The organism is Streptomyces sp. NPDC050856 (assembly GCF_040653855.1).
Taxonomy (GTDB): domain Bacteria; phylum Actinomycetota; class Actinomycetes; order Streptomycetales; family Streptomycetaceae; genus Streptomyces.
In genome coordinates this window covers 41,687-67,614 of record NZ_JBFAGV010000021.1, presented here as the reverse complement: position 1 = coordinate 67,614, position 25,928 = coordinate 41,687, and the positions used below count along the sequence as shown (strand labels likewise).

General features: G+C 72.7%; 20 protein-coding genes. 4 read left to right on the top strand and 16 right to left on the bottom strand.

What is annotated here, in order from left to right:
* Nucleotides 1–128 precede the first annotated feature (128 nt).
* The 10 genes from tpiA to AB0H53_RS19620 form a co-directional block, all read right to left on the bottom strand.
* Nucleotides 129–905 carry a triose-phosphate isomerase gene (gene tpiA, locus AB0H53_RS19665; protein WP_362114559.1) on the bottom strand — a complete coding sequence of 259 codons (777 nt, stop codon included), beginning with the start codon at nt 903–905 and terminating at the stop codon, nt 129–131.
* A 7-nt stretch (nt 906–912) separates the two neighbouring features.
* Complete coding sequence (locus tag AB0H53_RS19660) at nt 913–2,124, bottom strand: phosphoglycerate kinase (protein WP_362114556.1); 1,212 nt, start codon at nt 2,122–2,124, stop codon at nt 913–915.
* A 105-nt stretch (nt 2,125–2,229) separates the two neighbouring features.
* Complete coding sequence (gap, locus tag AB0H53_RS19655) at nt 2,230–3,234, bottom strand: type I glyceraldehyde-3-phosphate dehydrogenase (RefSeq protein ID WP_362114553.1); 1,005 nt, start codon at nt 3,232–3,234, stop codon at nt 2,230–2,232.
* 197 nt (nt 3,235–3,431) lie between these two features.
* Complete coding sequence (locus tag AB0H53_RS19650; RefSeq protein WP_362114550.1) at nt 3,432–6,395, bottom strand: M14 family zinc carboxypeptidase; 2,964 nt, start codon at nt 6,393–6,395, stop codon at nt 3,432–3,434.
* A 270-nt stretch (nt 6,396–6,665) separates the two neighbouring features.
* On the bottom strand, nt 6,666–7,655 hold the full coding sequence (gene whiA, locus AB0H53_RS19645) for a DNA-binding protein WhiA (protein WP_362114547.1): 990 nt from the start codon (nt 7,653–7,655) through the stop codon (nt 6,666–6,668).
* Nucleotides 7,646–8,668, bottom strand: a complete 1,023-nt coding sequence (gene yvcK, locus AB0H53_RS19640) for a uridine diphosphate-N-acetylglucosamine-binding protein YvcK (protein WP_362114544.1) — start codon at nt 8,666–8,668, stop codon at nt 7,646–7,648. Before yvcK ends, whiA begins: the two co-directional genes overlap by 10 nt.
* On the bottom strand, nt 8,665–9,570 hold the full coding sequence (gene rapZ, locus AB0H53_RS19635) for an RNase adapter RapZ (protein WP_362114541.1): 906 nt from the start codon (nt 9,568–9,570) through the stop codon (nt 8,665–8,667). Before rapZ ends, yvcK begins: the two co-directional genes overlap by 4 nt.
* A 190-nt stretch (nt 9,571–9,760) precedes the next feature.
* Complete coding sequence (gene uvrC, locus AB0H53_RS19630; protein WP_362114538.1) at nt 9,761–11,758, bottom strand: excinuclease ABC subunit UvrC; 1,998 nt, start codon at nt 11,756–11,758, stop codon at nt 9,761–9,763.
* A 115-nt stretch (nt 11,759–11,873) separates the two neighbouring features.
* Nucleotides 11,874–12,773, bottom strand: coding sequence for a hypothetical protein (locus tag AB0H53_RS19625; RefSeq protein WP_362114535.1), 900 nt, complete (start codon nt 12,771–12,773; stop codon nt 11,874–11,876).
* A gap of 5 nt (nt 12,774–12,778) precedes the next feature.
* Entirely contained in the window at nt 12,779–13,423 is a 645-nt protein-coding gene (locus tag AB0H53_RS19620; RefSeq protein WP_362114532.1) for a papain-like cysteine protease family protein, read from the bottom strand.
* A gap of 224 nt (nt 13,424–13,647) precedes the next feature.
* Between AB0H53_RS19620 and AB0H53_RS19615 the strand changes: the two genes are divergently transcribed.
* Nucleotides 13,648–14,610: a hypothetical protein gene (locus AB0H53_RS19615; protein WP_362114529.1), complete on the top strand. Its 963-nt coding sequence runs from the start codon at nt 13,648–13,650 to the stop codon at nt 14,608–14,610.
* Between the two features lie 29 nt (nt 14,611–14,639).
* Here the strand turns inward: AB0H53_RS19615 and AB0H53_RS19610 are convergent, their stop codons facing one another.
* A complete protein-coding gene (locus AB0H53_RS19610; RefSeq protein WP_362114526.1) occupies nt 14,640–15,068 on the bottom strand; it encodes a Rieske (2Fe-2S) protein in 429 nt (142 codons plus the stop codon).
* Nucleotides 15,069–15,389: 321 nt separating this feature from the next.
* Nucleotides 15,390–18,371, bottom strand: a complete 2,982-nt coding sequence (gene uvrA / locus AB0H53_RS19605) for an excinuclease ABC subunit UvrA (protein WP_362114523.1) — start codon at nt 18,369–18,371, stop codon at nt 15,390–15,392.
* A gap of 193 nt (nt 18,372–18,564) precedes the next feature.
* Here uvrA and AB0H53_RS19600 point away from each other — a divergent pair, with 193 nt between their 5' ends.
* The 3 genes from AB0H53_RS19600 to AB0H53_RS19590 all read left to right on the top strand — a co-directional run bounded on the left by AB0H53_RS19600 (nt 18,565) and on the right by AB0H53_RS19590 (nt 21,366).
* Complete coding sequence (locus AB0H53_RS19600; protein WP_362114520.1) at nt 18,565–19,248, top strand: maleylpyruvate isomerase family mycothiol-dependent enzyme; 684 nt, start codon at nt 18,565–18,567, stop codon at nt 19,246–19,248.
* Nucleotides 19,249–19,257: 9 nt separating this feature from the next.
* A complete protein-coding gene (locus AB0H53_RS19595) occupies nt 19,258–19,914 on the top strand; it encodes an MBL fold metallo-hydrolase (RefSeq protein ID WP_362114517.1) in 657 nt (218 codons plus the stop codon).
* A gap of 147 nt (nt 19,915–20,061) precedes the next feature.
* Nucleotides 20,062–21,366, top strand: coding sequence for an MFS transporter (locus AB0H53_RS19590; protein WP_362114514.1), 1,305 nt, complete (start codon nt 20,062–20,064; stop codon nt 21,364–21,366).
* A 40-nt stretch (nt 21,367–21,406) separates the two neighbouring features.
* Here AB0H53_RS19590 and AB0H53_RS19585 read toward each other — a convergent pair whose 3' ends face one another.
* The 4 genes from AB0H53_RS19585 to AB0H53_RS19570 form a co-directional block, all read right to left on the bottom strand.
* Complete coding sequence (locus AB0H53_RS19585; protein WP_362114511.1) at nt 21,407–21,718, bottom strand: hypothetical protein; 312 nt, start codon at nt 21,716–21,718, stop codon at nt 21,407–21,409.
* A gap of 112 nt (nt 21,719–21,830) precedes the next feature.
* A complete protein-coding gene (locus AB0H53_RS19580; RefSeq protein WP_362114508.1) occupies nt 21,831–22,811 on the bottom strand; it encodes a TerC/Alx family metal homeostasis membrane protein in 981 nt (326 codons plus the stop codon).
* Nucleotides 22,812–23,054: 243 nt separating this feature from the next.
* A complete protein-coding gene (locus AB0H53_RS19575; protein WP_362114505.1) occupies nt 23,055–25,013 on the bottom strand; it encodes a TerD family protein in 1,959 nt (652 codons plus the stop codon).
* Between the two features lie 208 nt (nt 25,014–25,221).
* Nucleotides 25,222–25,788 (bottom strand): TerD family protein, encoded by a 567-nt coding sequence (locus tag AB0H53_RS19570; protein WP_362114670.1) that lies wholly within the window; start codon nt 25,786–25,788, stop codon nt 25,222–25,224.
* Nucleotides 25,789–25,928 lie beyond the last annotated feature (140 nt).

Sequence of the window (25,928 nt, the reverse complement as noted above, 5' to 3'; positions counted from 1 at the left end):
GGGTACGACGGATCCGCCCCACCGCATACTCTCGGCCGCCGGTCCGCCCCGGGGGGCGGACCGGGGCCCGTACCGGTGGCCGGCCCGCCGGGCCGCTCCCCGCCCGGGCACGGGCCCCGCCCGTCAGCTCACTGGTCGCGGAACCGAACGATCTTGACGAACTCGTCCGCGTCCAGCGCCGCGCCGCCCACCAGGGCGCCGTCCACGTCCGGCTGCGCCATGATCGCGGCGACGTTGGAGGACTTGACGGAACCGCCGTACTGGATGCGCACCTTGTCGGCCAGTTCCTGGGAGTACAGCTCGGCGAGCCGGCCGCGGATCGCCCCGCAGACCTCCTGCGCGTCCTCGGGGGTGGCGACCTCGCCGGTGCCGATGGCCCACACCGGCTCGTAGGCGATCACGACCGTCCCGGCCTGCTCGGCCGGGATGTCCTTCAGGCCGCCGTCGAGCTGGGCGAGCGTGTGGGGAACCTGCTCGCCGGCCTTGCGGACGTCGAGGCCCTCGCCGACGCAGAGGATCGGGGTGAGCCCGTGCTGGAAGGCGGCCTTGACCTTGGTGTTGCAGAGCTCGTCGCTCTCGCCGTGGTACTGGCGGCGCTCGCTGTGGCCGACGGCCACGTACGTGCACTTCAGCTTGGCGAGCATGGAGCCGGAGATCTCACCGGTGTACGCGCCGGACTCGTGCGCCGAGATGTCCTGGGCGCCGTACTTGATCTTCAGCTTGTCGCCGTCGACCAGGGTCTGGACCGACCGCAGGTCGGTGAAGGGCGGCAGGACCGCGACCTCGACGTGGTCGTAGTCCTTGTCGTTCAGCGCGAAGGCGAGCTTCTGGACGTGGGCGATGGCCTCGAGGTGGTTGAGGTTCATCTTCCAGTTGCCCGCCATCAGCGGGGTGCGGGTACTCATAAAAGGCTCAGTCCTCCAGTGCGGCGAGGCCGGGAAGCGTCTTGCCCTCGAGGTACTCGAGGCTGGCGCCGCCACCGGTCGAAATGTGTCCGAATGCGTTCTCGTCGAAGCCCAGGGTGCGCACGGCGGCGGCCGAGTCGCCACCGCCGACGACGGTGAATCCGTCGCAGTCCAACAGGGCCCGGGCCACGGCCTTGGTGCCGCCCGCGTAGTCGGGGTGCTCGAAGACCCCCATCGGTCCGTTCCAGAACACCGTGCCGGCGTCGGCGAGCTTCGAGGCGTACAGCTCGCGCGTCTTCGGGCCGATGTCCAGGCCCTCCTGGTCGGCCGGGATGGCGTCCGCGGCGACGGTCTGCGGGTGGGCGGGCGCCTTCGTCTTCAGGTCCGGGAAGTCGGCCGAGACCAGGACGTCGACCGGGAGGACGAACTCCACACCGCGCTTCTCGGCGCGCTCCAGGTACTCCAGGCAGGCCGGGACCTGGTCCTCCTGGAGGAGGGAGATGCCGACCTCGTGGCCCTTGGCCTTGAGGAAGGTGTACGCCATGCCGCCGCCGATCAGGATGCGGTCGGCCTTCTCCAGCAGGTGGTCGATGACACCCAGCTTGTCGGAGACCTTGGCGCCGCCGAGCACGACGACGTAGGGGCGCTTGACGTCGTCGGTGAGCTTCCTGAGGACGCCGACCTCGGTGGCGATCAGGTAGCCGGCGTAGGCCGGCAGCAGGCGCGGCAGGTCGTACACGGAGGCGTGCCCCCGGTGCACGGCGCCGAAGCCGTCGCCGACGTACACGTCCGCGAGGGCGGCCAGGCGGGCGGCGAACTCGGCCCGCTCGGCGTCGTCCTTGGACGTCTCACCGGCGTTGAAGCGCAGGTTCTCCAGGACGGCGACCTGGCCGTTCTCCAGGCCGGCGACGGCGGAGTGGGCCTCGGAGCCGATGGTGTCGCCGGCGAAGGCGACGGGCCTGCCGAGCAGCTCGCCCAGCCGCGCGGCGGCGAAGCGCAGGGTGAACGCGGGGTCCGGGGCGCCCTTGGGGCGGCCCAGGTGCGAGGCCACGACGACCTTGGCACCGGCGTCCAGGAGCGCCTTGACGGTGGGCAGGACGGCGCGGATGCGGCCGTCGTCGGTGATGGTGTCGCCGTCCAGCGGCACGTTGAGGTCGGCGCGGACGAATACCCGCTTGCCCTCGACCCCTTGGCGGAGAAGTTCGTCGATCGTCTTCATGTGTTTCTGACTCCTTGGAAGATCAACGCAAGCCGCAGGGCTCGTACAGCGCGCCGTCGCGCTGCCCGAGCCCTGTGCTCACATCGAGGTGCCTGCCCTTGGTGCTTAGAGCTGGCCGCCGACGAAGACGGTCAGGTCGACGAGGCGGTTGGAGTAGCCCCACTCGTTGTCATACCAGCCGACGACCTTGACCTGCTTGCCCTGGACCATGGTGAGCAGCGAGTCGAAGGTGCAGGAGGCCGGCCAGTTGACGATGTCCGAGGAGACGATCGGGTCCTCGGTGTACTCCAGGATGCCCTTGAGCTGACCCTCGGCGGCCTTCTGGAAGGCGTTGTTGACCTCGTCCTTGGTGACCTCGCGGTCCAGCTCCAGGACCAGGTCGGTGACCGAGCCGGTGGGGACCGGGACGCGCATGGCGATGCCGTCCAGCTTGCCCTTGAGCTGCGGGAGGACCAGGGCGGTGGCCTTGGCGGCACCGGTCGAGGTCGGGATGATGTTCTCCGCGGCGGCGCGGGCGCGGCGCATGTCCTTGTGCGGGAAGTCCAGGATGCGCTGGTCGTTGGTGTACGCGTGGACCGTGGTCATCATGCCCTTGACGATGCCGAAGTTCTCGTCGAGGACCTTGGCCATCGGCGCCACGCAGTTGGTGGTGCAGGAGGCGTTGGAGATGACGTGGTGGTTGGCCGCGTCGTACTTGTCCTGGTTGACGCCCATCACGATGGTGATGTCCTCGCCGCTGGCCGGAGCCGAGATGAGGACCTTCTTGGCGCCACCGGCGATGTGCTTCTCGGCGTCGGCCTTCTTGGTGAAGATGCCGGTCGACTCGATGACGATGTCGACGCCCAGCTCGCCCCAGGGGATGTCGGCCGGGTCGCGCTCGGAGAGCACCTTGATGGTGTGGCCGTCGACGGTGATGGTGTCGGCGGTGTGCGACACCTCGGCCTTGAGGCGGCCGAGGATGGTGTCGTACTTCAGCAGGTGGGCGGTGGTCGCGGTGTCACCCAGGTCGTTGACAGCCACGATCTCGATGTCTGCACCCTGCTCCAGCAGCGCGCGGAAGTAGTTACGACCGATGCGGCCAAAGCCGTTGATGCCTACGCGGATCGTCACGAAACCGATCTCCTCGTTGGTACGCCGGTTTGTGATGCCGGCGAGTTGTATGGGATGTCCCCGACCGCTTACGACCCTACCTCCCCGGCGGTCACGGAGTGACATCGAGCGCACCCGTACGACCCGGGTCGGGCCCCCGGTTCCCGCCTACCGGCGGGTAGGTCCCCGGGGGCCGTCGTATCCGCGGCTACTGGCTGTCAGCGCCGCAGCGCGCGGAGCGCCCCGCCGAGGAGGCGGGTCCGCTCGGCGGACCCGGGCACGTGTTCCAGTCCGAAGCCGAGCAGGACGGTGTCACGGGTGGTGACGGCCGCGCTGGAGTGGAACAGCGCGGGCGAGCGCGTCCAGTCGCCCCGGCCGCCGGGGCTGCCGGGCGGCGGCCCGGGGAGGGACCAGTCGCCGAGCGAGACCTCGAAGCCCTCGGTGCCGCGGGCGGCGCCGCCGACGACCAGCTCGGTGGCGTCCACGAAGGCGCCGGTGCCGCCGGTGCCCGAGTCCGTGACGTACGACAGGGAGAGCTCGACCCGCTTGCCCGCGTAGGCGCTCAGGTCGACGCCGGCGCTCCGCCAGCCGTTGGAGGCACCGGTGAACGCGTGCCAGCTCCCGGTGGTGCCGGTGGCGGCGCAGCCGTCGGGGCCCAGGGTGAGGTAGCGGGCGAGGAAGGGGTGGCCTCGCAGGTAGAAGCCCTCGCCGCAGTCGGCGGGCACCTGGGTGGAGGTGTTGCCGCCGAGGTCGGGCAGGGTCGTCCAGTCGTCCCCTCCGGCGGTGCGGGCTTCCACGATCACGTGGTCGTAGCCGGGTTCGGTGTCGTGGCTGAGCCGGAAGCGCAGGGCGGGCCGGGCGGACGCCGCCACACCGGTCAGGTCGACGGTGCGGGTCAGCCGCATCCAGGCGTTGTCCGCGTGCCCGGCGGCGGCGAAGGAGGAGCCCTCGTACGGCTCGAACGGGGTGCGCGTGCCCGGATAGTCACCGGCCGGGGCGCTGCGGAACCGGGGGAACCGGTCCGGCGGCAGGGTCTGCGAGGTGACCGTGTAGGCGCCGGCGTCGTCCAGCGGATTGCCGGGCGCCGCGGCGAGCGGGGCCCTCACGCCGGTGAGGCGGCCGGCGCCGGCGAAGGCGGCCGGCGCGGAGAGCCCGCTGCGCCGGTACGCCCCGAGGTAGTACTGGGCGAAGTCGTCGGAGTCCGCCCGCCCGATGCCGACCCGGCCGCCCGCCCGCTCACCGGCGTTGATCAGCTTGCCGCCCTCGTTGAGGTAGTCGCGCACGGCGAGCGTGGTGGGCCCGCCGGGCCGCTCCGCGCCGGTGTACCACAGGACCGTCCGGAAGTGGCCGAGCACCCCGAGCGGGTGGGGCGTGCCCTGGGTGGCGACGTCCCAGACGGCGGCCCGGCGGCCGTTGCCGGCGAGCGCCTCGCGGTAGGCGGCGGAGTGCCGGGCGGGCGCGGTGCCGCCCTCCTCGGCCAGCACCAGGACGTCACCGCGCGGGCGCGGCGCGATGGTGTAGGTGAAGGGGGTGGAGGCGACGCGCCTGCCGTCGCGGGTGCGGGCGGTGAACCAGACCTCGACCGTGTCGCCCGGTTCGCCGTCCTGGACCCGGGCCCGGTACTGGTCGTAGTAGATGTTGTCCTCGCCGCCGTACGTCTCGCCGCCCTGCCAGGCTTCGAGCCGCTGGTCGTGCGTCCGGCCGCCGTTGACGCGGTACTTCAGCTCCTTGTCGCGCAGTGACTTGCGGGCGGTGACGGAGACCTCCTGGTCGGCGCCGTCGTACGCGTAGGAGGTGGTGAAGGCGTCCGGGACGAAGTCGGGCGCGGGCGTGCCGACCGGGGACACCGGCCGGTCGGGGCGGGCGGCCGACTCGGCGACGGCGAGCGCGAACGGGACGTTCTTGGCGAACTCCTGCTGGATCAGCTTCTCGTCGTCGGGGAAGGTGAAGATGGAGGCGCAGTCGGCCGGATTCCAGGCGTCGGCGGGGTCCACCCGGGAGGCGGTGGCGCAGGTCGACATCTCCGGGGTGAACATCTGCATGCCGTTGACGTTGGCCGCGTGTCCGTCGGCCTCGCCGTTGGTGGTGTAGAGCTCGGAGGACACCTGCGGGCGGTAGCCCGGCACGGCGGGCTGGGCCGGCGTGCCGGCGAGCGCCTTGAGGGCCACGTCGTCCGGGGTGTCGGTGGCGACCTGCCAGCCCACGCCGTACAGGATCAGCTGGGCGGCGGAGTGGTAGTTGACGCCGTACTGGAAGCCGATGCGGCGCTGGAAGGCGTCCAGCGCCCTGGTCTCGGGCTCGGACATGGGGCCGGTGCCGCGATAGGTCTCGCTCGCCGGGTCCGGTGACGAACCCTCGTTGTCGTAACCCCACTTGTAGGAGAAGTTGCGGTTCAGGTCGACGCCGTCGCCGGGGGCGATCCGTCCGTCGCCGTCGTTGTCGCGCAGGTTCTTGCGCCAGAGGCGGTTGGCGGGGGCGGCGTGGGTGTGGTCGTAGCCGTCGGGATTGGCCGAGAGCACGAACCACAGTTCGGTGGTGTCGACGATCCGGGTCAGGCGCGGGTCCTTGCCGTAGCCGGCGAGGTAGTGGTGGAGCAGCCGCCGGGTCATCTCGGGGGTGATCCACTCGCGGGCGTGCTGGTTGGACAGGTACAGCGTGGCGGGCTTGCTGCCGTCCCGGGACTTCCTGGCGCCCTTGGTCACCTTGAGGGCGAGGATGTCCTGGCCCTTGACGCTCCTGCCGATGCTGACGACCTTGGTGAGGGCCGGATGGGCCCGGGCGGTCGCCAGGATCTCCTCCTTGAGGCCGCCCGCCCCGCCGTACGGGCGGAAGACGCCGTCGCCGGCGGCGGCGACCCGTTCGCGGGCGGTGGCCGGCAGGGTGTGCTCGGTGAGGCGGACGCCCTTGGCCCGCAGCTCACCGGCCTGCCGGCCGGTGAGGTACAGCTCGACGGTGGCCGCGCCCCTCGGGGGCACCTGTTCGCTCAGCTCGTGGCCGTCGGTGCCGGCTTCGAGCAGCAGTGGTACCTGTTCCCTGGTCACGTGCGCGCGCCATACGGACAGGGCGGACCGGTCGTCGCCGTCCGCGCCGTCGTTCCGCTCGGCTCCGGCGGCGGACGGTGTCGCCAGCCCGGCCACCAGCACGGAAACCGCGGCGAGGATCGCTCCCGCTCTGCGTCTCATGAGCCCCCCTTGCTGTTGGGTGCCACAGGTGTGGACGGACGTCAGGCTGGTGAGACTTCATGATCATGTCAATACCGCGTCGCGGGGGCGGCCCCGGGCGGGAGGGCCGGGTGGCCGGGACAGGCCGGTGCGCCCGGGCCGCGGGGCGGCCGGCCGCGGTGCGGGTGGGGCGAGGCGGGTGAACCGGGCCGGAGTGGGGCGGGTGGCCGGGGCACCGCCGCCGGCACTCGGGGGCGCCGGCAGCGGTCGGTGGTCGGGACGGGCAGCGGGTCAGCCGACCAGGCCGTCCGCCATCTCCTCCGTCAGGTTGGACTCCGTACCCGGGATGCCCAGGTCCTGCGCCCGCTTGTCGGCCATGGCCAGCAGCCGGCGGATCCGGCCGGCGACGGCGTCCTTGGTCAGCGGCGGGTCGGCCAGCGCGCCCAGCTCCTCCAGCGAGGCCTGCTTGTGCTCCATGCGCAGCCGGCCGGCCGCCGCGAGGTGCTCGGGCACCTCCTCGCCGAGGATCTCCAGCGCGCGCTGCACCCGGGCGCCGGCCGCGACCGCCGCGCGGGCCGAGCGACGCAGGTTGGCGTCGTCGAAGTTGGCCAGCCGGTTGGCGGTGGCCCGGACCTCGCGCCGCATCCGCCGCTCCTCCCAGGCCAGCACCGAGTCGTGTGCGCCCAGCCGGGTCAGCAGTGCCCCGATGGCGTCCCCGTCCCGTACCACCACCCGGTCCACGCCCCGGACCTCGCGGGCCTTGGACGGGATGGAGAGCCGGCGGGCGGCGCCGACCAGCGCGAGCGCGGCCTCCGGGCCCGGGCAGGTCACCTCCAGGGAGGACGAACGGCCGGGCTCGGTCAGCGAACCGTGCGCCAGGAAGGCACCGCGCCAGGCCGCCTCGGCGTCACAGGTGGCGCCGGAGACCACCTGCGGGGGCAGGCCCCGGATGGGGCGGCCCCGGCCGTCGACCAGACCGGTCTGCCGGGCCAGCTGGTCGCCCCCGGCCACCACCCGCACCACGAAACGCGAGCCACGGCGCAGACCACCGGGAGCCATCACGATCAGCTCCGAGCCGTGCCCGAAGATCTCCGCGACGTCCCGTTTCAGGCGGCGTGCCGCCATCGCCGTGTCCAGCTCCGCCTCGATCACGATCCGGCCGCTGACCAGATGCAGTCCGCCCGCGAATCGCAGGATCGACGAGACCTCCGCCTTTCTGCAGCAGGTCCGGGTGACGGGGAGTCGGGAGATCTCGTCCTTCACCGCTGCCGTCATCGCCATGGGCCGATCCTTCCATGCATCCGAAAAATACGGTCGTACGCGGCGGCCAGCAGCTCCGGGTCGTGCTTCGGGGAACCGTCCGGCCGGGCCACCGGGGCCAGCTCGACCGCGGCGCCCAGCCGCTTGGCGGCGTCGGCGAGAGACTCGCGGTCGGGCACGGCGGCCTCGTCGGCCAGCACCACGTCCAGGGCGAGTTTAGGGGCGTGTCGTCCCAAAACCTCCAAATGACGCTGCGGAGAGAAGCCCGCCGTTTCGCCGGGCTGCGGCGCGAGGTTCAGCGAGAGGACCCGGCGGGCCTTGGTCTGGACGAGGGCGTCCAGCAGCTCGGGCACGAGCAGGTGCGGGATCACCGACGAGAACCAGGAGCCCGGGCCCAGCACCACCCAGTCCGCGTCCAGCACGGCCGCCACCGCCTCCGGCACGGCCGGCGGGTCGTTCGGCACGAGGTGCACCGACTGCACCTCACCGGGGGTGAGCGCCACCGTCGCCTGGCCGCGGACGGTGTCCACGTCCTCCGGGCGTGCCGGGTCGTGGCCCCTGACCAGCGCCTGGAGCTCCAGCGGCACGGCGGACATGGGCAGCACCCGGCCGTGCGCGCCCAGCAGCCTGCCGACCAGGTCCAGGGCCTGCACATGGTCGCCGAGCTGCTCCCACAGGGCGACGATCAGCAGATTGCCCACCGCGTGCTCGTGCAGGTCGCCCTTGGACTGGAAGCGGTGCTGGATGACGCGGGCCCAGGTCTGGCCCCAGTCGTCGTCGCCGCACAGCGCCGCCAGGGCCTTGCGCAGGTCCCCGGGCGGCAGCACGCCCAGCTCCTCCCGGAGCCGGCCGCTGGAACCCCCGTCGTCGGCGACCGTGACCACCGCGGTCAGGTCACCGGTGATACGGCGCAGGGCGGCGAGGGACGCGGACAGGCCCATGCCGCCGCCGAGGGCGACGACCTTGGGCTGGGTACCGCGTCGGCGGAGCGTACGGACCGACAGGGAACTCGTACGCCGGCGGTACGGCTTCACTCGCGCCCCATGTCCCGGTGGACGACGACGGTCTCGACCCCTTCGGAGGCGAGGCGGGCGGCGAGCTTCTCGGACATGGCCACGGACCGGTGCTTGCCGCCCGTGCAGCCGACGGCGACCGTGACGTACCGCTTGCCCTCGCGGCGGTAGCCGGTGGAGATCAGCTGGAGCAGCTCGGTGTACCGGTCGAGGAACTCCTTGGCGCCCGGCTGGTTGAACACATAGCCCGACACCTCCTCGTTGAGACCGGTGTACGGGCGCAGCTCCGGCACCCAGTGCGGGTTGGGCAGGAACCGGCAGTCCACCACCAGGTCGGCGTCGACCGGCAGCCCGTACTTGTAGCCGAAGGACATGACGGTGGCGCGCAGCTCCGGCTCCTCGTCCCCGGCGAACTGGGCGTCCATCTTGGCGCGCAGCTCGTGGACGTTGAGGCTGGAGGTGTCGATCACCAGGTCGGCGTCGCCGCGCAGCTCGCGCAGCAGGTCGCGCTCGGCCGCGATGCCGTCCACGATCCGGCCGTCGCCCTGGAGCGGGTGCGGGCGGCGCACCGACTCGAAGCGGCGTACCAGGGCCTCCTCGGACGACTCCAGGAAGACGATCCGGCGGGTCACCTGCTTGGCGTCGAGCAGGGCCAGGGACTCGCGCAGGTTGTCGAAGAACTGGCGGCCGCGCACGTCGACCACGACGGCGATGCGGGCCACATTGCCCTGGGAGCGGGCGCCGAGCTCCACCATGGTGGGGATCAGCGCGGGCGGCAGGTTGTCCACGACGAACCAGCCGAGGTCCTCCAGGCACTTGGCGGCGGTGCTGCGGCCCGCGCCGGACATGCCGGAGATGATCACCAGCTCGGGAATGGCCGCCTCGGCGGCCTCGCCGGCCTCGATCGTCGTGCCCGTACTCACGTGTGCTGCTCCGTCTTCTGTGTCTTCGCCGGCCTGGCCGGCAGCGGCCGGCGGGCCGGCCGGGGCCGCCTCCGCGCCGGCGGGGGTGCCCGCCGGGCCCGGCGCCCCGGGGATCCCGGCGCCCGTGGCCGCCGGGGCGGGGGCGGGTGCGCCGCTGTCCGCGGTCGCTCTGTCGTCGGCCGGTCCGTGCTCAGTCATCTCTCGTTCCCCCGTCGTCGTCCATGATCTCTCCTGTCGCCGTGTTCACGGCGGGGGCCGCGGGAGCCGCCTCAGCAAGGGCAACAGCCACGGCTTCCGCGGTCTTCCGGCCCAGCCCGGGGACCTCGCAGATCTGCTCGATCGTCGCCTGCCTCAGCCGCTTCACCGAGCCGAAATGCTTGATCAGCGCCTGCTTGCGGGTGGCCCCGAGACCGGGGACCGCGTCCAGCGGGCTCGTCCGTATCCGCTGGTGGCGCTTGGCGCGCTGGTAGCGGATGGCGAAGTCGTGGGCCGTGTCGCGGACCCGCTGGAGCAGGTACAGCCCCTCACTGGAGCGCGGCAGGACCACCGGGTCGTCGTCGCCGGGCAGCCAGACCTCCTCCAGCCGCTTGGCGAGGCCGCACACGGCGATGTCGTCGATACCCAGCTCGTCCAGGGCCCGCTGCGCGGCGGCGACCTGCGGCTGTCCGCCGTCCACCACGACCAGCTGCGGCGGGTAGGCGAACTTCCGCGGCCTGCCGTCGTCCTCCGGCCGGTCCACGGGCACCTCGCCGTCGAGCTCCTGCTCGGCGGGCCACTCCCCCGTCCGCTCCTTCTCGGCGAGGTACCGCCGGAAGCGCCGGGTGATCACCTCGTGCATGGAGCGGACGTCGTCCTGGCCCTCGAAGCCCTTGATCTGGAAGCGGCGGTACTCGCTCTTGCGGGGCAGGCCGTCCTCGAAGACGACCATGGAGGCGACGACGTCCTCGCCCTGGAGGTGCGAGATGTCGTAGCACTCGATCCGCAGCGGGGCCGTCTCCAGGTCCAGCGCCTCGGCGATCTCCTCCAGCGCCCGCGAGCGGGTGGTCAGGTCGCTGGCGCGCTTGGTCTTGTGCAGGACCAGGGCCTGCTGGGCGTTGCGCCCGACGGTCGCCATCAGGTCCTTCTTGTCGCCGCGCTGCGGGACGCGCAGGGACACCTGGGAGCCGCGCCGGCCGCTGAGCCACTGGGTGACGGCGTCCAGGTCCTCGGGCAGGGCGGGCACCAGCACCTCCTTGGGGACCGCGTCGCCGCTCTCCTCGCCGTACAGCTGCTGGAGCGCGTGCTCGACCAGGCCCGCCGTGTCGACCGCCTCGACCTTGTCGGTGACCCAGCCGCGCTGGCCGCGCACCCGGCCGCCCCGGACGTGAAAGATCTGCACGGCGGCTTCCAGCTCGTCCTCGGCGACCGCGATCAGGTCGGCGTCGGTGGCGTCGGCCAGCACGACGGCGCTCTTCTCCATGGCCCGCCTCAGGGCCCCTATGTCGTCGCGCAGCCGGGCCGCCCTCTCGTACTCCATGTCCTCGGCCGCCACCGTCATGTCCTTCTCCAGGCGGCGGATGTAGGTGCCGGTGCGTCCGGCCATGAAGTCGCAGAAGTCCTCGGCCAGTTCGCGGTGTTCCTTCGGGGTGACCCGGCCCACGCACGGCGCCGAGCACTTGCCGATGTAGCCGAGCAGACAGGGGCGGCCGGTGCGGGCGGCGTTCCGGAACACGCCGACGGAGCAGGTCCGTACCGGGAAGACCCGCAGCAGCAGGTCCACGGTGTCGCGGATGGCCCAGGCGTGGCTGTACGGACCGAAGTACCGCACGCCCTTCTTCTTCTGCCCGCGCATGACCTGCACGCGCGGGAACTCCTCGTTCAGCGTGACGGCCAGGTACGGGTAGCTCTTGTCGTCGCGGTACTTGACGTTGAAACGGGGGTCGTACTCCTTGATCCAGGAGTACTCCAGCTGCAGTGCCTCGACCTCCGTGGAGACCACGGTCCACTCGACGGAGGCGGCCGTGGTGACCATGGTCCGGGTGCGCGGGTGCAGGCCCGCCAGGTCCTGGAAGTAGCTGGCGAGCCGCTGGCGCAGGGACTTCGCCTTCCCGACGTAGATCACCCGGCGGTGCTCGTCGCGGAACTTGTAGACCCCCGGCGAGTCGGGGATCTGTCCCGGTTCGGGGCGGTAGCTGGAGGGGTCTGCCATGCCTCACACCCTACTGGCGCCCGCTGACACCACGGGCACTCCCCGGGCGCCCGGGGAGCCCCCGTGGTGGGGGCACGGGGGCTCCGCGGTGGGGACGGCGTTCGCCCCGCCGGTGTCAGCCGCCGTGGCCGGTACGGCGGCTCCGCCGCAGGGCCGCGGCACCGGCGAGGGCCAGCGCGGCGACGGCGGCCGCCGTGACCGCCACCGCCGGTGCCCGGCGGTCCGGCCGCTGCTCCGCGCGGGCCTGCGGCCGCGGTTCCGGCCGGGCCGGGACCCCTGTCGCGGGGCGGCCTGCCACGTGGGCTGCCGGCCCGGCCGGGAGCCCGGCCTGCGGTCGGTCGTCCCGCGCCGCCCCCGGGTGGGTGGCGTAGCCGCCGGCCCTGCCCTCACCGGCGTACGCCGAGCCGGGGAGCTTGTCCCGGTACGCCGCCGCCACCCGGTTCCGGTAGGCGGCGAGGGTGGTGCCGTTCGCCCCCACCGCCCGTACCGCGTCCTCGTCCAGCGGGAGCACCCTGCCGCCCTTGTGGACGTACCAGGCGTCGATCTGCGGCTCGCGGAACACGGTGCCGCCGGGCAGTTCACGGCTGCCCTGCCGGGCGTACCTGGTCTCGTCGTCGCCGGTGGCGATGTTCACCACCTGCCATCCCCGGCCCTGGCGGACCGTCCACACGGACGCCTTCCGGCCGTCGGAGGAGACCGCCCGGGCCGCGTGGAACTCCACCCGGGCCACCGGGGCCCCGGGACGGCCCGCCACGAAGTCCGGTGACAGGACGTGCACTGCGACCGGCGCGCCCTCGACGCGGGGCGGGGCGGCGGCGCGGCCGGCGGCGCCGTCCCGCGCGAAGAACCGGGCCAGCGTGCCGAGGGTGGCGGGGGCGGTGACCGCGGCCCGGGCGGTGGGCGCGGGCGGGAGGGTTGCGGCGGTGGCCCGCGGGGTTCCGGTGGCCAGCAGCGCGGCGGTGGTCAGCGCGGTGGTGCCCAACGCGGCCGCCGTGACACGTCGTGTGCGCGTCATCCGTCTCACGCCCCGATCCGGTAGAGCGAGTGGGTCCAGGAGAAGGAGTTGTTGTTCACGTACCAGGCGTGCGAGGCCCAGTTGTAGCGGTCGCTGGAGGGCCACGGGTCGCCCCAGTACACCCAGCCGTTGGCGTCGTCGTAGCCGTGGACCACATGCATGTGGCCCCCGCCGCTGGACCACTGGATGCGGGTCTCCACCGGGCGGCCGGCGTCGACCTCGGCCTGGACGGTCGAGTACCGCAGCCATCCGTCGACGTAGGACCCGGGGTTCACACCGGCCCAGCGCAGCCCGGTCTGCACGTGGCCCAGGGTGGCCTGGGAGTTCGGGCAGTCGGTGCCCTGCTGGCGGTTGTAGGCGGCGTTGCAGAACTGGTTCTGGGTGTGGGTGCGGCCGAACCAGGTGGCGATGGTGTTGCCGGCGGCGGCCCAGCACCAGTTGCTCTTCTGCTGCGCCTGCATGGTGATGTTCAGGCGCTTGGCGGCGGCGGAGTGCTGGTCGGTGGCGGTGGCCGCGGCGGGGGCGGGGACGGGAGCGGCGCCGGCCGTGGTGGCGGGGGCGGTGAGGAGGGCGGCGGCCAGCAGCGCCGCGAGGGTGAGCGGTCTGTACTGGTTGCCGTGCGTGTTGCCGTGGGGGTTCAGGTTGCGCATCGCGGTCCTCCGGCTGGGGATGTGGGGAGGGAGGAGCGCGTCCGGACGCTCTGGCGAGCATCGATCATTGTCGCGAACAGGTCAACACGCTTGAATACGGAATGACATCGCGCTGTGAACGACAGCGGCTGCTCCGTGAACGGCCTCCCCGCCCCACCTGCTCGCCCGGCCTCACCCGTGCGGTGTCGCACCGCTCCGTCGTGAACGTTCACTGAGGAGTCCCCATGGGACACACCGAGGCAGATCTGGCGCAGTTCCTGACCACCGGCCCCTTCCACCTGGCGTTGCGCGCCGCGCTCACGGTGCGCGGGCTGCCGCTCCAGCGGGTCCAGCACCACTTGGCCCATCGCGGGATCAAGGTGGGGGTGACCAGCCTGTGCTACTGGCAGCAGGGCGCCCGGCGCCCCCAGCGTCCCGAGTCACTCAAGGCCGTGCGGGCCCTCGAAGAGGTGCTGGAACTGCCCGGCGGCTCCCTGATCCGGCTGCTCGGCCCGGTCGGTGACGGCACGGGAACGGACGGCGGCGGCGCGGGGGCCGGCGGGAGCGGCGGCGGCCGGCCGGCGGGCCGCTCCTACCGCTCACTGGTGGAGGTCTCGGGAGCGGTCGAGGAGCTGCTGGCCGGCCTGGAGGCGCCGGCGGACGGCGGGCTGCACACCGTCGGCCACCACGAGCGGGTGAGGATCGGGGAGCGGCGGCAGCTGGTCGGCCGCGACTCGCAGCACGTCGTGCGCGCCCACCGCGACGGGGTCGACCGCTACCTGGCGATCCACCACGGCGACCCGGGGTGCGACCCGGAGCGGGTGGTGGCGCGGGCGGGCGAGAACTGCCGCACCGGGCGGGTCCGGCGGCACCGGGAGACCGGCGTGGTCGTCGCCGAGCTGCTCTTCGACGCGCGGCTGCGGGCCGGGGAGACGTACTTCTTCGGGTACGGCTTCGAGGACGGCACCGGTGGCCCCAGCGGGGAGTACGTGCGCGGGTTCAACTTCGCCGGCGGCCAGTACGTGCTGCAGGTCGGCTTCCACGAGGACGCCCTGCCGGTACGGTGCCGGCGCTTCGCCCAGGCGTCGGCGGGCGCGCCGCGCGGCAGACGCGGCGACCTGACGCTCAGCGGGCGGCACCGCACGGTCCACTTGGTGGAGCAGGGGGTACGGCCGGGGATCCTGGGGATCGACTGGGACTGGGAGTGACCGCCCGGCGGACCGGCGGACCGGCGGGCTTACGCGTCGGGTCCGGCGACGAGTTTGCCGCCGGCGATGCGCACCGGGACCTCGGGCAGCGGCTGGGTCGCCGGGCCCTTGAGCGCCTGGCCGGTGGTGACGTCGAAGCGGCTGCCGTGGCACGGGCAGTTGCCCTCCTTGTCCTCGATCTTGTCCAGGACGCAGCCCGCGTGGGTGCACTGGGCGCTGAACGCCTTGTACTGGCCCTTGACCGGGCAGCTGACGACCAGGCGCTCCTCGCGGTACAGCTTGGCGCCGCCCACCGGCACCTCGTCAGCCGCGCCGAGGGTCACCGGGGCGGTCGGGGTGGGCGTCTGGGCGTGACCGAGCTTGGACTCGGTGGAACAGGCGGCGACCCCGAGCCCGGCGGCCCCGGCGAGGGCGGCGCCTTTCAGCACGGTTCGGCGGGCGGCGGGCTGGCCGGGCATGGGCTCTCCACGGTGGAAGGAGGACGTCGGTGACGGAACCGACGATACCGGCGTAGATCGGAGCCCTTCCGAGGGGGCTGCCGTCCCGCCGGCCGGGGCCCTGGGCCGCCATCCCGGACGGTGCGGGCCCGCGCCGCGCTCCTGGCGGCCGGGGACCGGCCCGGGGTCGCACCGCCGCGCCGCCCGCCCCCCGGCCGGGACGTACCGGTGCCGGTCGGCGGCGGAGCGGGGCGGACCTTCCGCGTCCGGCCCCGGGGCGGTGCCCCGGGGCGGTGCCCCGGGGCCGGACGCGGAGGGCGCCGGGGACGGCGCCGGGGAGGGTCAGGCCTTGCGGGCCCGGGTCGTCTTCCTGGCCGCGGCCGCCTTGCGCGTCCCGGACGCACCCGACGCGCCGGAGGCCGCCGCGGTCTTCCGGGCCGTCCGCTGCCGCGTCGCGGGCACCGACGCGTCGCTGATCCGGTCGGCGCCCAGGATCTCCCGCAGGAACTTGCCGGTGTGGCTGGCCGGGACCCCGGCCACCTGCTCGGGCGTGCCCTCGGCGACGACCAGGCCGCCGCCGCTGCCGCCCTCGGGCCCCATGTCGATGACCCAGTCCGCCGTCTTGATGACGTCCAGGTTGTGCTCGATGACGATCACCGTGTTGCCCTTGTCGACCAGGTTGGACAGCACCTTGATCAGCTTCGCGATGTCCTCGAAGTGCAGACCGGTGGTCGGCTCGTCCAGCACGTACACCGTGCGGCCGGTGGACCGCTTCTGGAGCTCGGAGGCCAGCTTCACCCGCTGGGCCTCACCACCCGACAGCGTCGGCGCCGGCTGCCCCAGCCGGACGTATCCGAGACCGACCTCGGTGAGCGTCTTCAGGTGGCGGGCGATCGTCGGGACGGCCTCGAAGAAGCCCAGGGCCTCCTCGATCGGCATGTCCAGCACCTCGGCGATGGACTTGCCCTTGTAGTGGACCTCCAGGGTCTCCCGGTTGTAGCGCGCGCCGTGGCAGACCTCGCACGGGACGTACACGTCCGGCAGGAAGTTCATCTCGATCTTGATGGTGCCGTCACCGGAGCAGTTCTCACAGCGGCCGCCCTTGACGTTGAAGGAGAACCGGCCCGGCAGATAGCCGCGCACCTTCGCCTCCATCGTCTCCGCGAACAGCTTGCGCACGTGGTCGAAGACACCGGTGTACGTCGCCGGGTTGGAGCGCGGCGTGCGGCCGATGGGCGACTGGTCGACGTGGACGACCTTGTCGACCAGGTCGTCGCCGTCCACGCGCGTGTGCCGCCCGGGCACCGACTTGGCCGCGTTGAGCTCGCGCGCCAGGTGGGTGTACAGGATGTCGTTGACCAGGGTGGACTTGCCGGACCCCGAGACGCCGGTGACCGCCGTCAGCACCCCGAGCGGGAACGACACGTCGATGTCGCGCAGGTTGTTCTCGCGGGCGCCGTGCACGGTGAGCTGCCGCGACGGGTCGACCGGGCGGCGGACGTCCGGGGTCGGGATGGACCGCTTCCCGGCCAGGTACTGCCCGGTCATCGACTCCTTGTTGGCCAGGAGCTGCTTCAGCGGGCCGGAGTGGACGACCTTGCCGCCGTGCTCGCCCGCGCCCGGGCCGATGTCGACGACCCAGTCGGCCACCTTGATGGTGTCCTCGTCGTGCTCGACGACGATGAGGGTGTTGCCCATGTCGCGCAGCCGCACCAGGGTCTCGATGAGCCGGTGGTTGTCGCGCTGGTGCAGGCCGATGGACGGCTCGTCCAGCACGTACAGCACGCCGACCAGCCCGGAGCCGATCTGGGTGGCCAGCCGGATGCGCTGGGCCTCGCCGCCGGAGAGGGTGCCGGCCGCCCGGTTGAGCGACAGGTAGTCCAGGCCCACGTCGACCAGGAACCGGAGCCGCTCGTTGACCTCCTTGAGCACCCGCTCGGCGATCTTCTTGTCGCGGGCGTTCAGCCTCAGCTCGCCCAGGAACTCGGCGCAGTCGCTGATGGACATCGCGGAGACCTCGGCGATGGACTTCCCCATCACGGTGACCGCGAGGACGATCGGCTTGAGGCGGGTCCCCTCACAGGTGGGGCAGGGCACCTCGCGCATGTAGCCCTCGAAGCGCTCGCGGCTGGAGTCGCTCTCGGCCTCGCTGTGCCGGCGCTTGACGAAGGAGACGGCGCCCTCGAAGGCGGGTGTGGTGTAGGCCCGCTCCCTGCCGTACCGGTTGCGGTACCGCACCTCGACCTGGGTCTTGTGCCCGTACAGCAGGGCCTTCCTGGCCCGCTGCGGCAGGCCGGCCCACGGGATGTCGGTGCGGAAGCCGAGGGCGCCGGCCAGCCCGCCGATCAGCCGCCCGAAGTACTCCTTGGTGTGGCCGTGCGACCACGGGTGGATGGCGCCTTCGTCGAGGGACCGGTCCGGATCGGGAACGATCAGCTCGGGGTCGACCTCCATGCGCGTGCCGATGCCGGTGCAGTCGGGGCAGGCGCCGAAGGGCGAGTTGAAGGAGAAGGAGCGGGGCTCCAGCTCCTCGAAGGACAGGTCGTCGTACGGGCAGTACAGGTGCTCCGAGTACATCCGCTCGCGCTCGGGGTCGTCCTCGGGGAGGTCGACGAAGTCGAGCACGACCATGCCGCCGGACAGGCTCAGCGCGGTCTCGACGGAGTCCGTCAGCCGGCGCTTGGCGCTGTCCTTGACGGTGAGGCGGTCGACGACCACCTCGATGGTGTGCTTCTCCTGCTTCTTCAGCGCCGGCGGCTCGGAGAGCTGGATGGTCGTGCCGTCGACACGCGCACGGCTGTAGCCCTTGGTCTGGAGGTCGGCGAAGAGGTCGACGAACTCCCCCTTGCGCTCGCGCACCAGCGGCGAGAGCACCTGGAAGCGGCTGCCCTCGGGGAGCTCCAGCACTCTGTCCACGATGGCCTGCGGCGACTGGCGGGAAATGGGCCGGCCGCACTGGGGGCAGTGCGGCTTGCCGATGCGCGCGAAGAGCAGGCGCAGGTAGTCGTAGACCTCGGTGATGGTGCCGACCGTGGAGCGCGGGTTGCGCGAGGTCGACTTCTGGTCGATCGAGACGGCCGGGGAGAGGCCCTCGATGAAATCGACGTCCGGCTTGTCCATCTGGCCGAGGAACTGCCGGGCGTACGAGGAGAGCGACTCCACATAGCGCCGCTGGCCCTCGGCGAAGATCGTGTCGAACGCGAGGGACGACTTGCCCGATCCCGAGAGCCCGGTGAAGACGATGAGGGAGTCGCGCGGCAGGTCGAGCGAGACGTTCTTCAGATTGTGCTCGCGCGCGCCACGGACGATGAGACGGTCGGCCACGCCGGTCCGCACCTTTCTTGAGAAAGCGGGGGCACAGCCCCCGTCCCAGACTGTTCCAGCCTAAGGGGGCCGCCAGATCGATGAATGCCTGACTTCCAAGGATGCCTCCACCGAGCGTATAGCACGTGCATTCGATTTACGGCCGGGCGCCGCCGCCTTCACCCGATCGAGTGGCGGCGCTAGGGTCGGCGGCATGATCGACCATGTGCAGGATCTGGCCTCCGTGCGCGAGGCGACCGACCGGCTGCTGAGCTCCGCCTCCCGCCTCGGGGCGGCGGCCGTGGCCGAACCGTCCCGGCTTCCCGGGTGGACCCGGGGCCACGTCCTGGCCCACCTCGCCCGCAACGCCGACGCCCTGGTGAACGTACTCCGGGGCCGCCCCATGTACGTCAGCGGCGAGGCACGGGAGGCGGACATCGAGCGCGACGCGCACCGCCCGCTGACCGTCCACCTCGCCGACCTGCGGGAGAGCGCCGCCCGCTTCCAGACGCAGGGCGAGCTCCAGGCCGACTGGGACCGCACCGTCGAGCTGCGCAACGGGGTGACCGACCGCGCCGCGCGGGTGCCCTTCCGCCGTCTGGTCGAGGTGGAACTGCACCACGTCGATTTGGGCATCGGCTACGAGCTGGAGGACCTGCCGGAGCGGTTCACCGAGCGGGAGATCGCCTTCCTGGCCGACCGCTTCTCCCGCACCACCACGGTACCCCCGACCCTGCTGTCCGCCGCCGGCCGCGAGTGGCGCACGGGGGGCGGCGACGGGCCCGGGGTGACCGTCTCCGGCCCCGCCGCCGACCTGCTCGGCTGGCTCGCCGGCCGCCGCGACGGAGCCGGACTGGCCGTGACCGGCGGCCCGCTGCCCGTACTGCCTCCGCTATAGGCTGTGTCCATGACCTACAGCGGAGTGGTGAAGGTCGGCGGCCCGGCCGATGTGCACGAGCTGGCCGACCTGATGATCTCCAAGGTCGCCGTCGGCCCGATGGACAACAACGCCTACCTGCTGCGCTGCCGCGCCACCGGCGAGCAGCTGCTGATCGACGCGGCGAACGAGCCACGGACCCTGCTCCGGCTGATCGGTGACGACGGCATCACCTCCGTCGTCACCACCCACCGCCACAGCGATCACTGGCAGGCGCTCGCCGACGTCGTGTCGGCCACCGGCGCCCGTACGTACGCCGGGCGGTACGACGCCGACGGCATCCCCGTCCCGACCGACGTACCCGTCGAGGACGGGGACACCGTCACCGTGGGCCGGGTGCGGCTCACCGCCCGCCGGATGGTGGGCCACACGCCCGGTTCCATCGTGCTGGTCTACGACGACCCGCACGGCCACCCGCACGTCTTCACCGGTGACTGCCTCTTCCCGGGCGGGGTGGGCAACACCTGGGAGGACCCCGACGCGTTCGCCAGTCTCATCCTGGACGTCGAGACCAAGCTGTTCGACGTCCTCCCGGACGAGACCTGGGTCTATCCCGGCCACGGCCGGGACACCACGCTCGGCGACGAGCGTCCACGCCTGCCGGAGTGGCGCGCACGCGGCTGGTGAGCGGGCGCCCGCGCGGCGCCGCCGGTGCTGCCCGCGGGCACGGGGCGCGTGTTCACACCCGCGCGCCCCTGCACGCCCCCGTAACCGGCCACCGGCCCGGGTAGTTGGCGCGACATGCGCCAGAGTCATCATCCGCGTCCGCCGTCCATGAGACGGCTCGCGGCGGCCTCACTCGCGGGGACCGCCGTGGAGTTCTACGACTTCTTCGTCTACGGGACCGCCGCCGCCCTGGTCCTGGGGCCGCTGTTCTTCCCGACCTTCTCGCCGGTCGCCGGGACACTGGCGGCCTTCGGCACCTTCGCGGTCGGGTTCCTCTCCCGGCCGCTCGGGGCCGCGCTCTTCGGGCACATCGGCGACCGCTGCGGGCGGCGGCCGGTGATGTTCGCCTCCCTGCTGCTGACCGGCACGGCGACGGTCGCGGTGGGGTGTGTGCCGTCGTACGCGACGCTCGGCGTGGCCGCTCCCCTGCTCCTGCTGGCGCTGCGGTTCGTCCAGGGGCTCGGGCTCGGCGGGGAGTGGGGCGGCGCGGTGCTGCTGACCGTGGAGCACGCTCCGCAGCGCCGGCGCGCCCTGTGGGCGAGCTTTCCGCAAGTGGGCCCGTCAGTGGGGTTCCTGCTGGCCAACGGCGTGATGCTGGCGCTCTCGGCGGGGCTGAGCGACGCCCAGTTCCGGGAGTGGGGGTGGCGGGTGCCGTTCTGGGCGGCCGGCCTGCTGGCGGCGGGCGGGCTGCTGCTGCGCAGGTCGCTCGCGGAGACGCCGCAGTTCCGGGACATGGCGGAGAGCGGCACGCGGGCGAGTGCCCCGCTGCGCGAGGTGGTGCGCCAGCACTGGCGGCTGGTGCTGCTCACGGCGGGGGCGCTGGCGGTCGGATACGCGGTGTTCTACGCGGTGTCCACCTGGGCGCTGGCGTACGGCACCGAGCGGCTGGGCGTCAGCCGTACGGTGATGCTGATCTGCGTCATGTCGGCGGTCGCCGTCAAGGGTGTGGCCACCCCGTTCGCCGCGCTGCTGGGAGACCGGTACGGGCGGCGGCCGATGTGCCTGGCCGGGTGTGCGGCGGTCGCGCTGTGGATGTTCCCGATGGTGGCCCTGCTGCACACCGCCCGGCCGCTGCTGATGGTGCTGGGGCTGACCGGGGCGCTGCTGGCGTTCCTCACGATGTTCGCCGTGGTGGCCGCCTACCTGCCCGAACTGTACGAGCCCAGGGTGCGGTGCACCGGCGCGGCCGTCGGTTACAACCTGGCGGGTGTGGTGGGCGGGGCGCTGACACCGGTGGTGGCCACGGCGGCGGCGGGCGGGGCGGGGCCGCCGTGGGGAGTGGCGGCGTACCTGGCCGGCATCGCGCTGCTGAGCCTCGGCTGTTTCGCCCTGCTCCCCGAGACGCTGCCGCAGCCGGCCGCCGGGACGGTGACCGCTCCGGCGGCCGGGACGGCGGGGTCGGCGACCGCGTGAACGCGTGGGGGCGCGGGGCCGGGTCGCGGGGGTCGGACGGTCAGACGGACTGCCGCAGGTCCATCCGGTCGAGCAGGTCGCAGTCGGTGAAGACGGTGGGACGGGTGCACAGGGCTCCGATGCGCTCCGCCATGCTGCTGACCTCCGGGTCCTGGCTGTTGCGCATGGCCTCCTCGGGGGAGTCGAACTCGACGATCATGAGGTAGCGGTTCGGGTTGGACCGGTCCCGGAGCACGGCACGGCCCGTGGGGCCGCCGGCGCGGCCGGACATCTGCGCCCTCCGCTCCTCGAGGAGCGCCTGCACCTCGTCCATGCGCTCGGTTTCCATGTCGATGATCTGCGCGAATCTCATGGTTCTTCGCTCTCAGGACACCTTCGGGTGCCGAAGGCTCTCCCTCCCAAACAAGCACCGGAGGGTGCGGGCCGCAATGCGGGCCCGCACCCTCCGGACAGGACGAGGAGCGTCAGACGTCGACGCTCTTGCGCTCGGCCGCTTCGCGCCGGGACTTCCTGTTGGACGCGATCAGGCTGGTGACCGTGGTGACGACCAGCACGCCGCAGATGACCGCCAGCGAGAAGGGGATGCTGATCTCGGGGACGTGCACCCCCGACTCGTGCAGGGCGTGCAGCACCAGCTTCACCCCGATGAAGCCCAGGATCACCGACAGGCCGTAGCTGAGGTGGACCAGCTTCTTCAGCAGGCCGCCGATCAGGAAGTACAGCTGCCGCAGGCCCATCAGCGCGAAGGCGTTGGCGGTGAAGACGATGTACGGGTCCTGGGTCAGGCCGAAGATCGCGGGGATGGAGTCCAGCGCGAACAGCACGTCCGTCGTCCCGATGGCGAGCATGACGACCATCAGCGGTGTCAGGACGCGCTTGCCCTTGTCGCGGATGAAGAGCTTGGTGCCGTGGTACTTGTCGGCCACTCCGAAGCGGTTCTCGATGGACTTGAGGAGTCGGTTCTCCTCGTACTCCTCCTCTTCCTCGTGGGAACGCGCCTCCTGGATCAGCTTCCAGGCGGTGTAGATGAGGAAGGCGCCGAAGAGGTAGAAGACCCACGAGAAGCTGGCGATGATCGCGGCGCCGGCGGCGATGAACACCGCGCGCAGGACCAGCGCTATGAGGACGCCGATGAGCAGCACGCGCTGCTGGAGGTGGGTGGGCACCGAGAACTTCGCCATGATCAGGACGAAGACGAAGAGGTTGTCGACACTGAGCGACTTCTCGGTGATGAAGCCGGCGAAGAACTCCCCGGACGCCTGGCTCTCGCCGAAGAACAGCAGGCCGAGTCCGAACAGCGCGGCCAGCACGATCCAGACGACCGTCCAGATTCCGGCTTCCTTGATCGACACGTCATGGGGCTTACGCCCGATGAGGAAGTCGACCGCGATCAGGGTGCTCAGACCGAGAATGGTCAGCACCCAGAGGGTCATTGAAACGTCCACTGCGCCTCCGGCGTCGTACGGCTACTGATCAGCGTCGTCGCTGCCGGAGGTCTCCTCCACCCGAGCGGCCCGCCTCATCCGGCAGGCCCACCACGGGCCGGCGCCCCGGGACCAGGTCTCTGTCCGACCGTCCGTACTGACGGGAACGCCGCATACGGGAGTACTCCCCTCCGCGTAAAGAACAGTACCGCAAACCCCAAAGGAAGGTAAAGAGGAAAGTAAAGGTGAGGCCAAATGCCCAGGTCAGGGACGCCAGTCGGGACGAGCTCGGGCGGCCCGCGCCAGCACGTGCCGCAGGACGTCGCCACTCGGCGGCAGCCGCGGCGGCTCGTACGTCCAGGCGTGACCGACCCAGGGGTCGGCGAGATGGTCGTCCGGCACCGGGGTGAGCCTGAGCAGCGACCGCCACAACGGGTCGAGCACCGGACCGTGGGCCCGGGCGTCCTCGCGGTCCGCCACCAGCAGCAGGTGCACGCCGACCGCGGGGCCCTCGTCCGCGAGGTACCGGAGCTGCGTGACGGCCCGGTCGTCGAAGCCGTGCGGGAAGTCGTTGACGATCAGCAGCTGCTGGGCGGGGTCCAGGTCGGCCGGCAGCGCGTCGGTGGCAGCGCCCCGGACCGCCATCTGCACCAGGTCCACCCGCTGGGTCAGCCGGGCGAGGACGGCGGCCACGCCGGCGGCGCCGGCGGCCGGCGGTCCGGCGAGCACCCCCGCGCCGGTCAGCGGGGCCAGTGAGGCGGCGGCCGAGCCCGCCGGGTCGATGACATGGACGGTGTACCCGCCCGCCTGATGAACGGCGAGCAGCCGCGCCGCGTGCGCCACGGCGGTGTCCATGGCCAGGCGGCGCAGCAGGACGTCGTCCGGGGCGGCGGCGGCCGCGCTGCCCGAGCGGCCGCTGTCCACCCACAGGCCCCGCTCCAGCGGGAGCCGGACCAGCATCGGGATCCGCAGCTGCGGGCTCTCGGGCAGCCGCAGGTCACCGAGGCGTACCGCCATGGGGGCGTCCGCGGGCACGCGGTAGGCGCGCCAGACGGGGTTGTCCCAGCGGGCCAACGCGACCGGCAGGGCGGGCTCCACCACCTCGGCCTCGGCGGCGAGCTGAGCGAGGTCCCGGTCGAGTGCCTCACGCGCGCGGGCGGTCAGCGCGTCCCGCTTGGCGCGGGCGGCCGAGCGGGCCTGCTCGCCGGTGGAGCCGGTACGGCTGCGCGGATCGGACAGGACCCGGTCGAGCTCCCGCTCCATGCGGGAGTCGGCGAAGTCGACGGCGCCGCGGTACGCGGCGACGGTCCGGGCCAGGTCCTCGAACATGCCCCAGACCTGGTTGTACAGCCGTTCCTCCATGGACCGGCCCGCCGCGTCACCGGCGACCGGCCGGGCGGGCCGGCCGGGCCCGGCGGACGCCGCCGCGGCCGTGGACGGCGGGGCGGGACACCGCGGCGCGGACGGGGAGTGCGGGGGCGCGGGCGGGGACGCCCGCCGCCGGGGGTGGGCGTGGTCGACGGCGCCGCCGGAGGGCGCGGGCCCGGGCCGCTGTGGGCTCGGGTCCGCGCCGGGCCCGGACCGGTGGGGCGCCGGAGCCTGGTCCGGGAAGGCGGGGCGCGCCCGGTCGCTCCGGCCGGCCCGGGGCGGGGGCACGGTGACGCAATCGTCCATCCCGTCCCGGGCCGCCTCCTGGATGGCGTCCGCCAGGTCGGCGGCACGGTCGAGGCCCTGGTCGGCCAGCAGCTCGGCGAGCCCGCCCGCGTACCCCTGGCCGACCGCCCGCACCTTCCAGGCACCCTGGCGGCGGTACAGCTCCAGGGCGACGACGGCGGACTCGGTGTCCAGCCCGGTGACGGTGTAACCGGCGACGCGGGTGCCGTCGAGGCCGGTGATCGAGACGACCGGGGCGGCGAGGGCGCCGAAGCGGGCCGGGCCGCCGGCGGTGAGCGGCAGGGCGAGCAGCACCGTCACCCGGGACGCCGTCCCGGGCAGGGCGGCCAGGTCCACGGCGAGCCGGTGCCCGGCGGCCGCCTGCCGCGGGACCTCGAGGCCGGGCAGGACGGGTGAGCCGGGGTGGGCGACCCACTCGGCACCGCGCACCCTGCCGTCCTCGTCGCCGAGGGTGGCACCGGCCACCACCGGCGTACCGGCGGACACCCGGATATCGAGTCGGGTGAGGGGCAGCGGGTGGTTCTGCCCCCGGGCCAGCTCGACCGTCATGACGCGTGTGTCCCCTCGGTGCTTCCGGTGCCTCGGTGGCGGAAGTGCTTCGGTGCCGGCAGTGGTGCCGGCAGTGCTCCGGCGCTCGTACGGACTGCCGTGCCCGGGTGTCACCGGCGGCCCGGCGGCCCGGGCGCCAGTGGGACAGCTCCCGGTGGCCTGCCGCCTCCGGGAGCTGCGGGTGACTGCCTGCGTACGGTGCCGTCGCCTACAGGTGCGGCAGGATCGACGGCATGAGGTCCTGGAACGTCCGGCCGTTGGCCGGGTTGCCCAGGGCCGTCATCCGCCAGCCGGCACCGGCGCGGTGCACCTTCGCCATGATCTGCGCGGTGTACTGGCCGCCACCGTCCAGGGTGTAGCGGGCGAGCTCCTGGCCGTTGGTCTCGTCGACGATGCGGCAGAAGGCGTTCTGCACCTCCTGGAACGTCTGCCCGGTGAAGGAGTTCACCGTGAAGACGATCTGGTCGATGTGGACCGGGACCCGCTCCAGGTCCACGAGGATCGCCTCGTCGTCGCCGCCCCGCCCCACGCCACCGACCAGGTTGTCGCCGGTGTGGCGCACCGATCCGTCGTCACTGACCAGGTGCCGGAAGAAGACCACGTCCACCGGCTGCTTGTCGGCGAACAGCACTGCCGAGGCGTCGAGGTCGATCTCACGGGTGCGCGAGCCGAACAGGCCGCGGCGGGGCGCGGCCTGCCAGCCCAGGCCCATCCGCACCGCGGTCAGCGTGCCGCCGCCCTTCTTCTCCAGGCTGATGGCCTGACCCTTGGTCAGGTTGATGCCAGGGCCCCCGGGCGCGCTGCCCTTGGATACGTCCACCCCGTCGTCCCTTCTCGTCGCGTGCGCCGCGCCGTCTGTGCGTGCGGCTGCCAGCACCCTACGCAGGGCCATGGAGGCGGCAGCAGGCCCGGTCC

Coding starts and splice junctions, on each gene's coding strand:
- AB0H53_RS19585 (WP_362114511.1), bottom strand. CDS start 21,718: ATGAGATTCGCGCAGATCATCGACATGGAAACCGAGCGCATGGACGAG.
- AB0H53_RS19600 (WP_362114520.1), top strand. CDS start 18,565: ATGATCGACCATGTGCAGGATCTGGCCTCCGTGCGCGAGGCGACCGAC.
- AB0H53_RS19625 (WP_362114535.1), bottom strand. CDS start 12,773: ATGACGCGCACACGACGTGTCACGGCGGCCGCGTTGGGCACCACCGCG.
- AB0H53_RS19575 (WP_362114505.1), bottom strand. CDS start 25,013: ATGACGGTCGAGCTGGCCCGGGGGCAGAACCACCCGCTGCCCCTCACC.
- AB0H53_RS19590 (WP_362114514.1), top strand. CDS start 20,062: ATGAGACGGCTCGCGGCGGCCTCACTCGCGGGGACCGCCGTGGAGTTC.
- tpiA (WP_362114559.1), bottom strand. CDS start 905: ATGAGTACCCGCACCCCGCTGATGGCGGGCAACTGGAAGATGAACCTC.
- AB0H53_RS19595 (WP_362114517.1), top strand. CDS start 19,258: ATGACCTACAGCGGAGTGGTGAAGGTCGGCGGCCCGGCCGATGTGCAC.
- whiA (WP_362114547.1), bottom strand. CDS start 7,655: ATGGCGATGACGGCAGCGGTGAAGGACGAGATCTCCCGACTCCCCGTC.
- AB0H53_RS19660 (WP_362114556.1), bottom strand. CDS start 2,124: ATGAAGACGATCGACGAACTTCTCCGCCAAGGGGTCGAGGGCAAGCGG.
- AB0H53_RS19615 (WP_362114529.1), top strand. CDS start 13,648: ATGGGACACACCGAGGCAGATCTGGCGCAGTTCCTGACCACCGGCCCC.
- uvrC (WP_362114538.1), bottom strand. CDS start 11,758: ATGGCAGACCCCTCCAGCTACCGCCCCGAACCGGGACAGATCCCCGAC.
- AB0H53_RS19610 (WP_362114526.1), bottom strand. CDS start 15,068: ATGCCCGGCCAGCCCGCCGCCCGCCGAACCGTGCTGAAAGGCGCCGCC.
- AB0H53_RS19650 (WP_362114550.1), bottom strand. CDS start 6,395: ATGAGACGCAGAGCGGGAGCGATCCTCGCCGCGGTTTCCGTGCTGGTG.
- AB0H53_RS19620 (WP_362114532.1), bottom strand. CDS start 13,423: ATGCGCAACCTGAACCCCCACGGCAACACGCACGGCAACCAGTACAGA.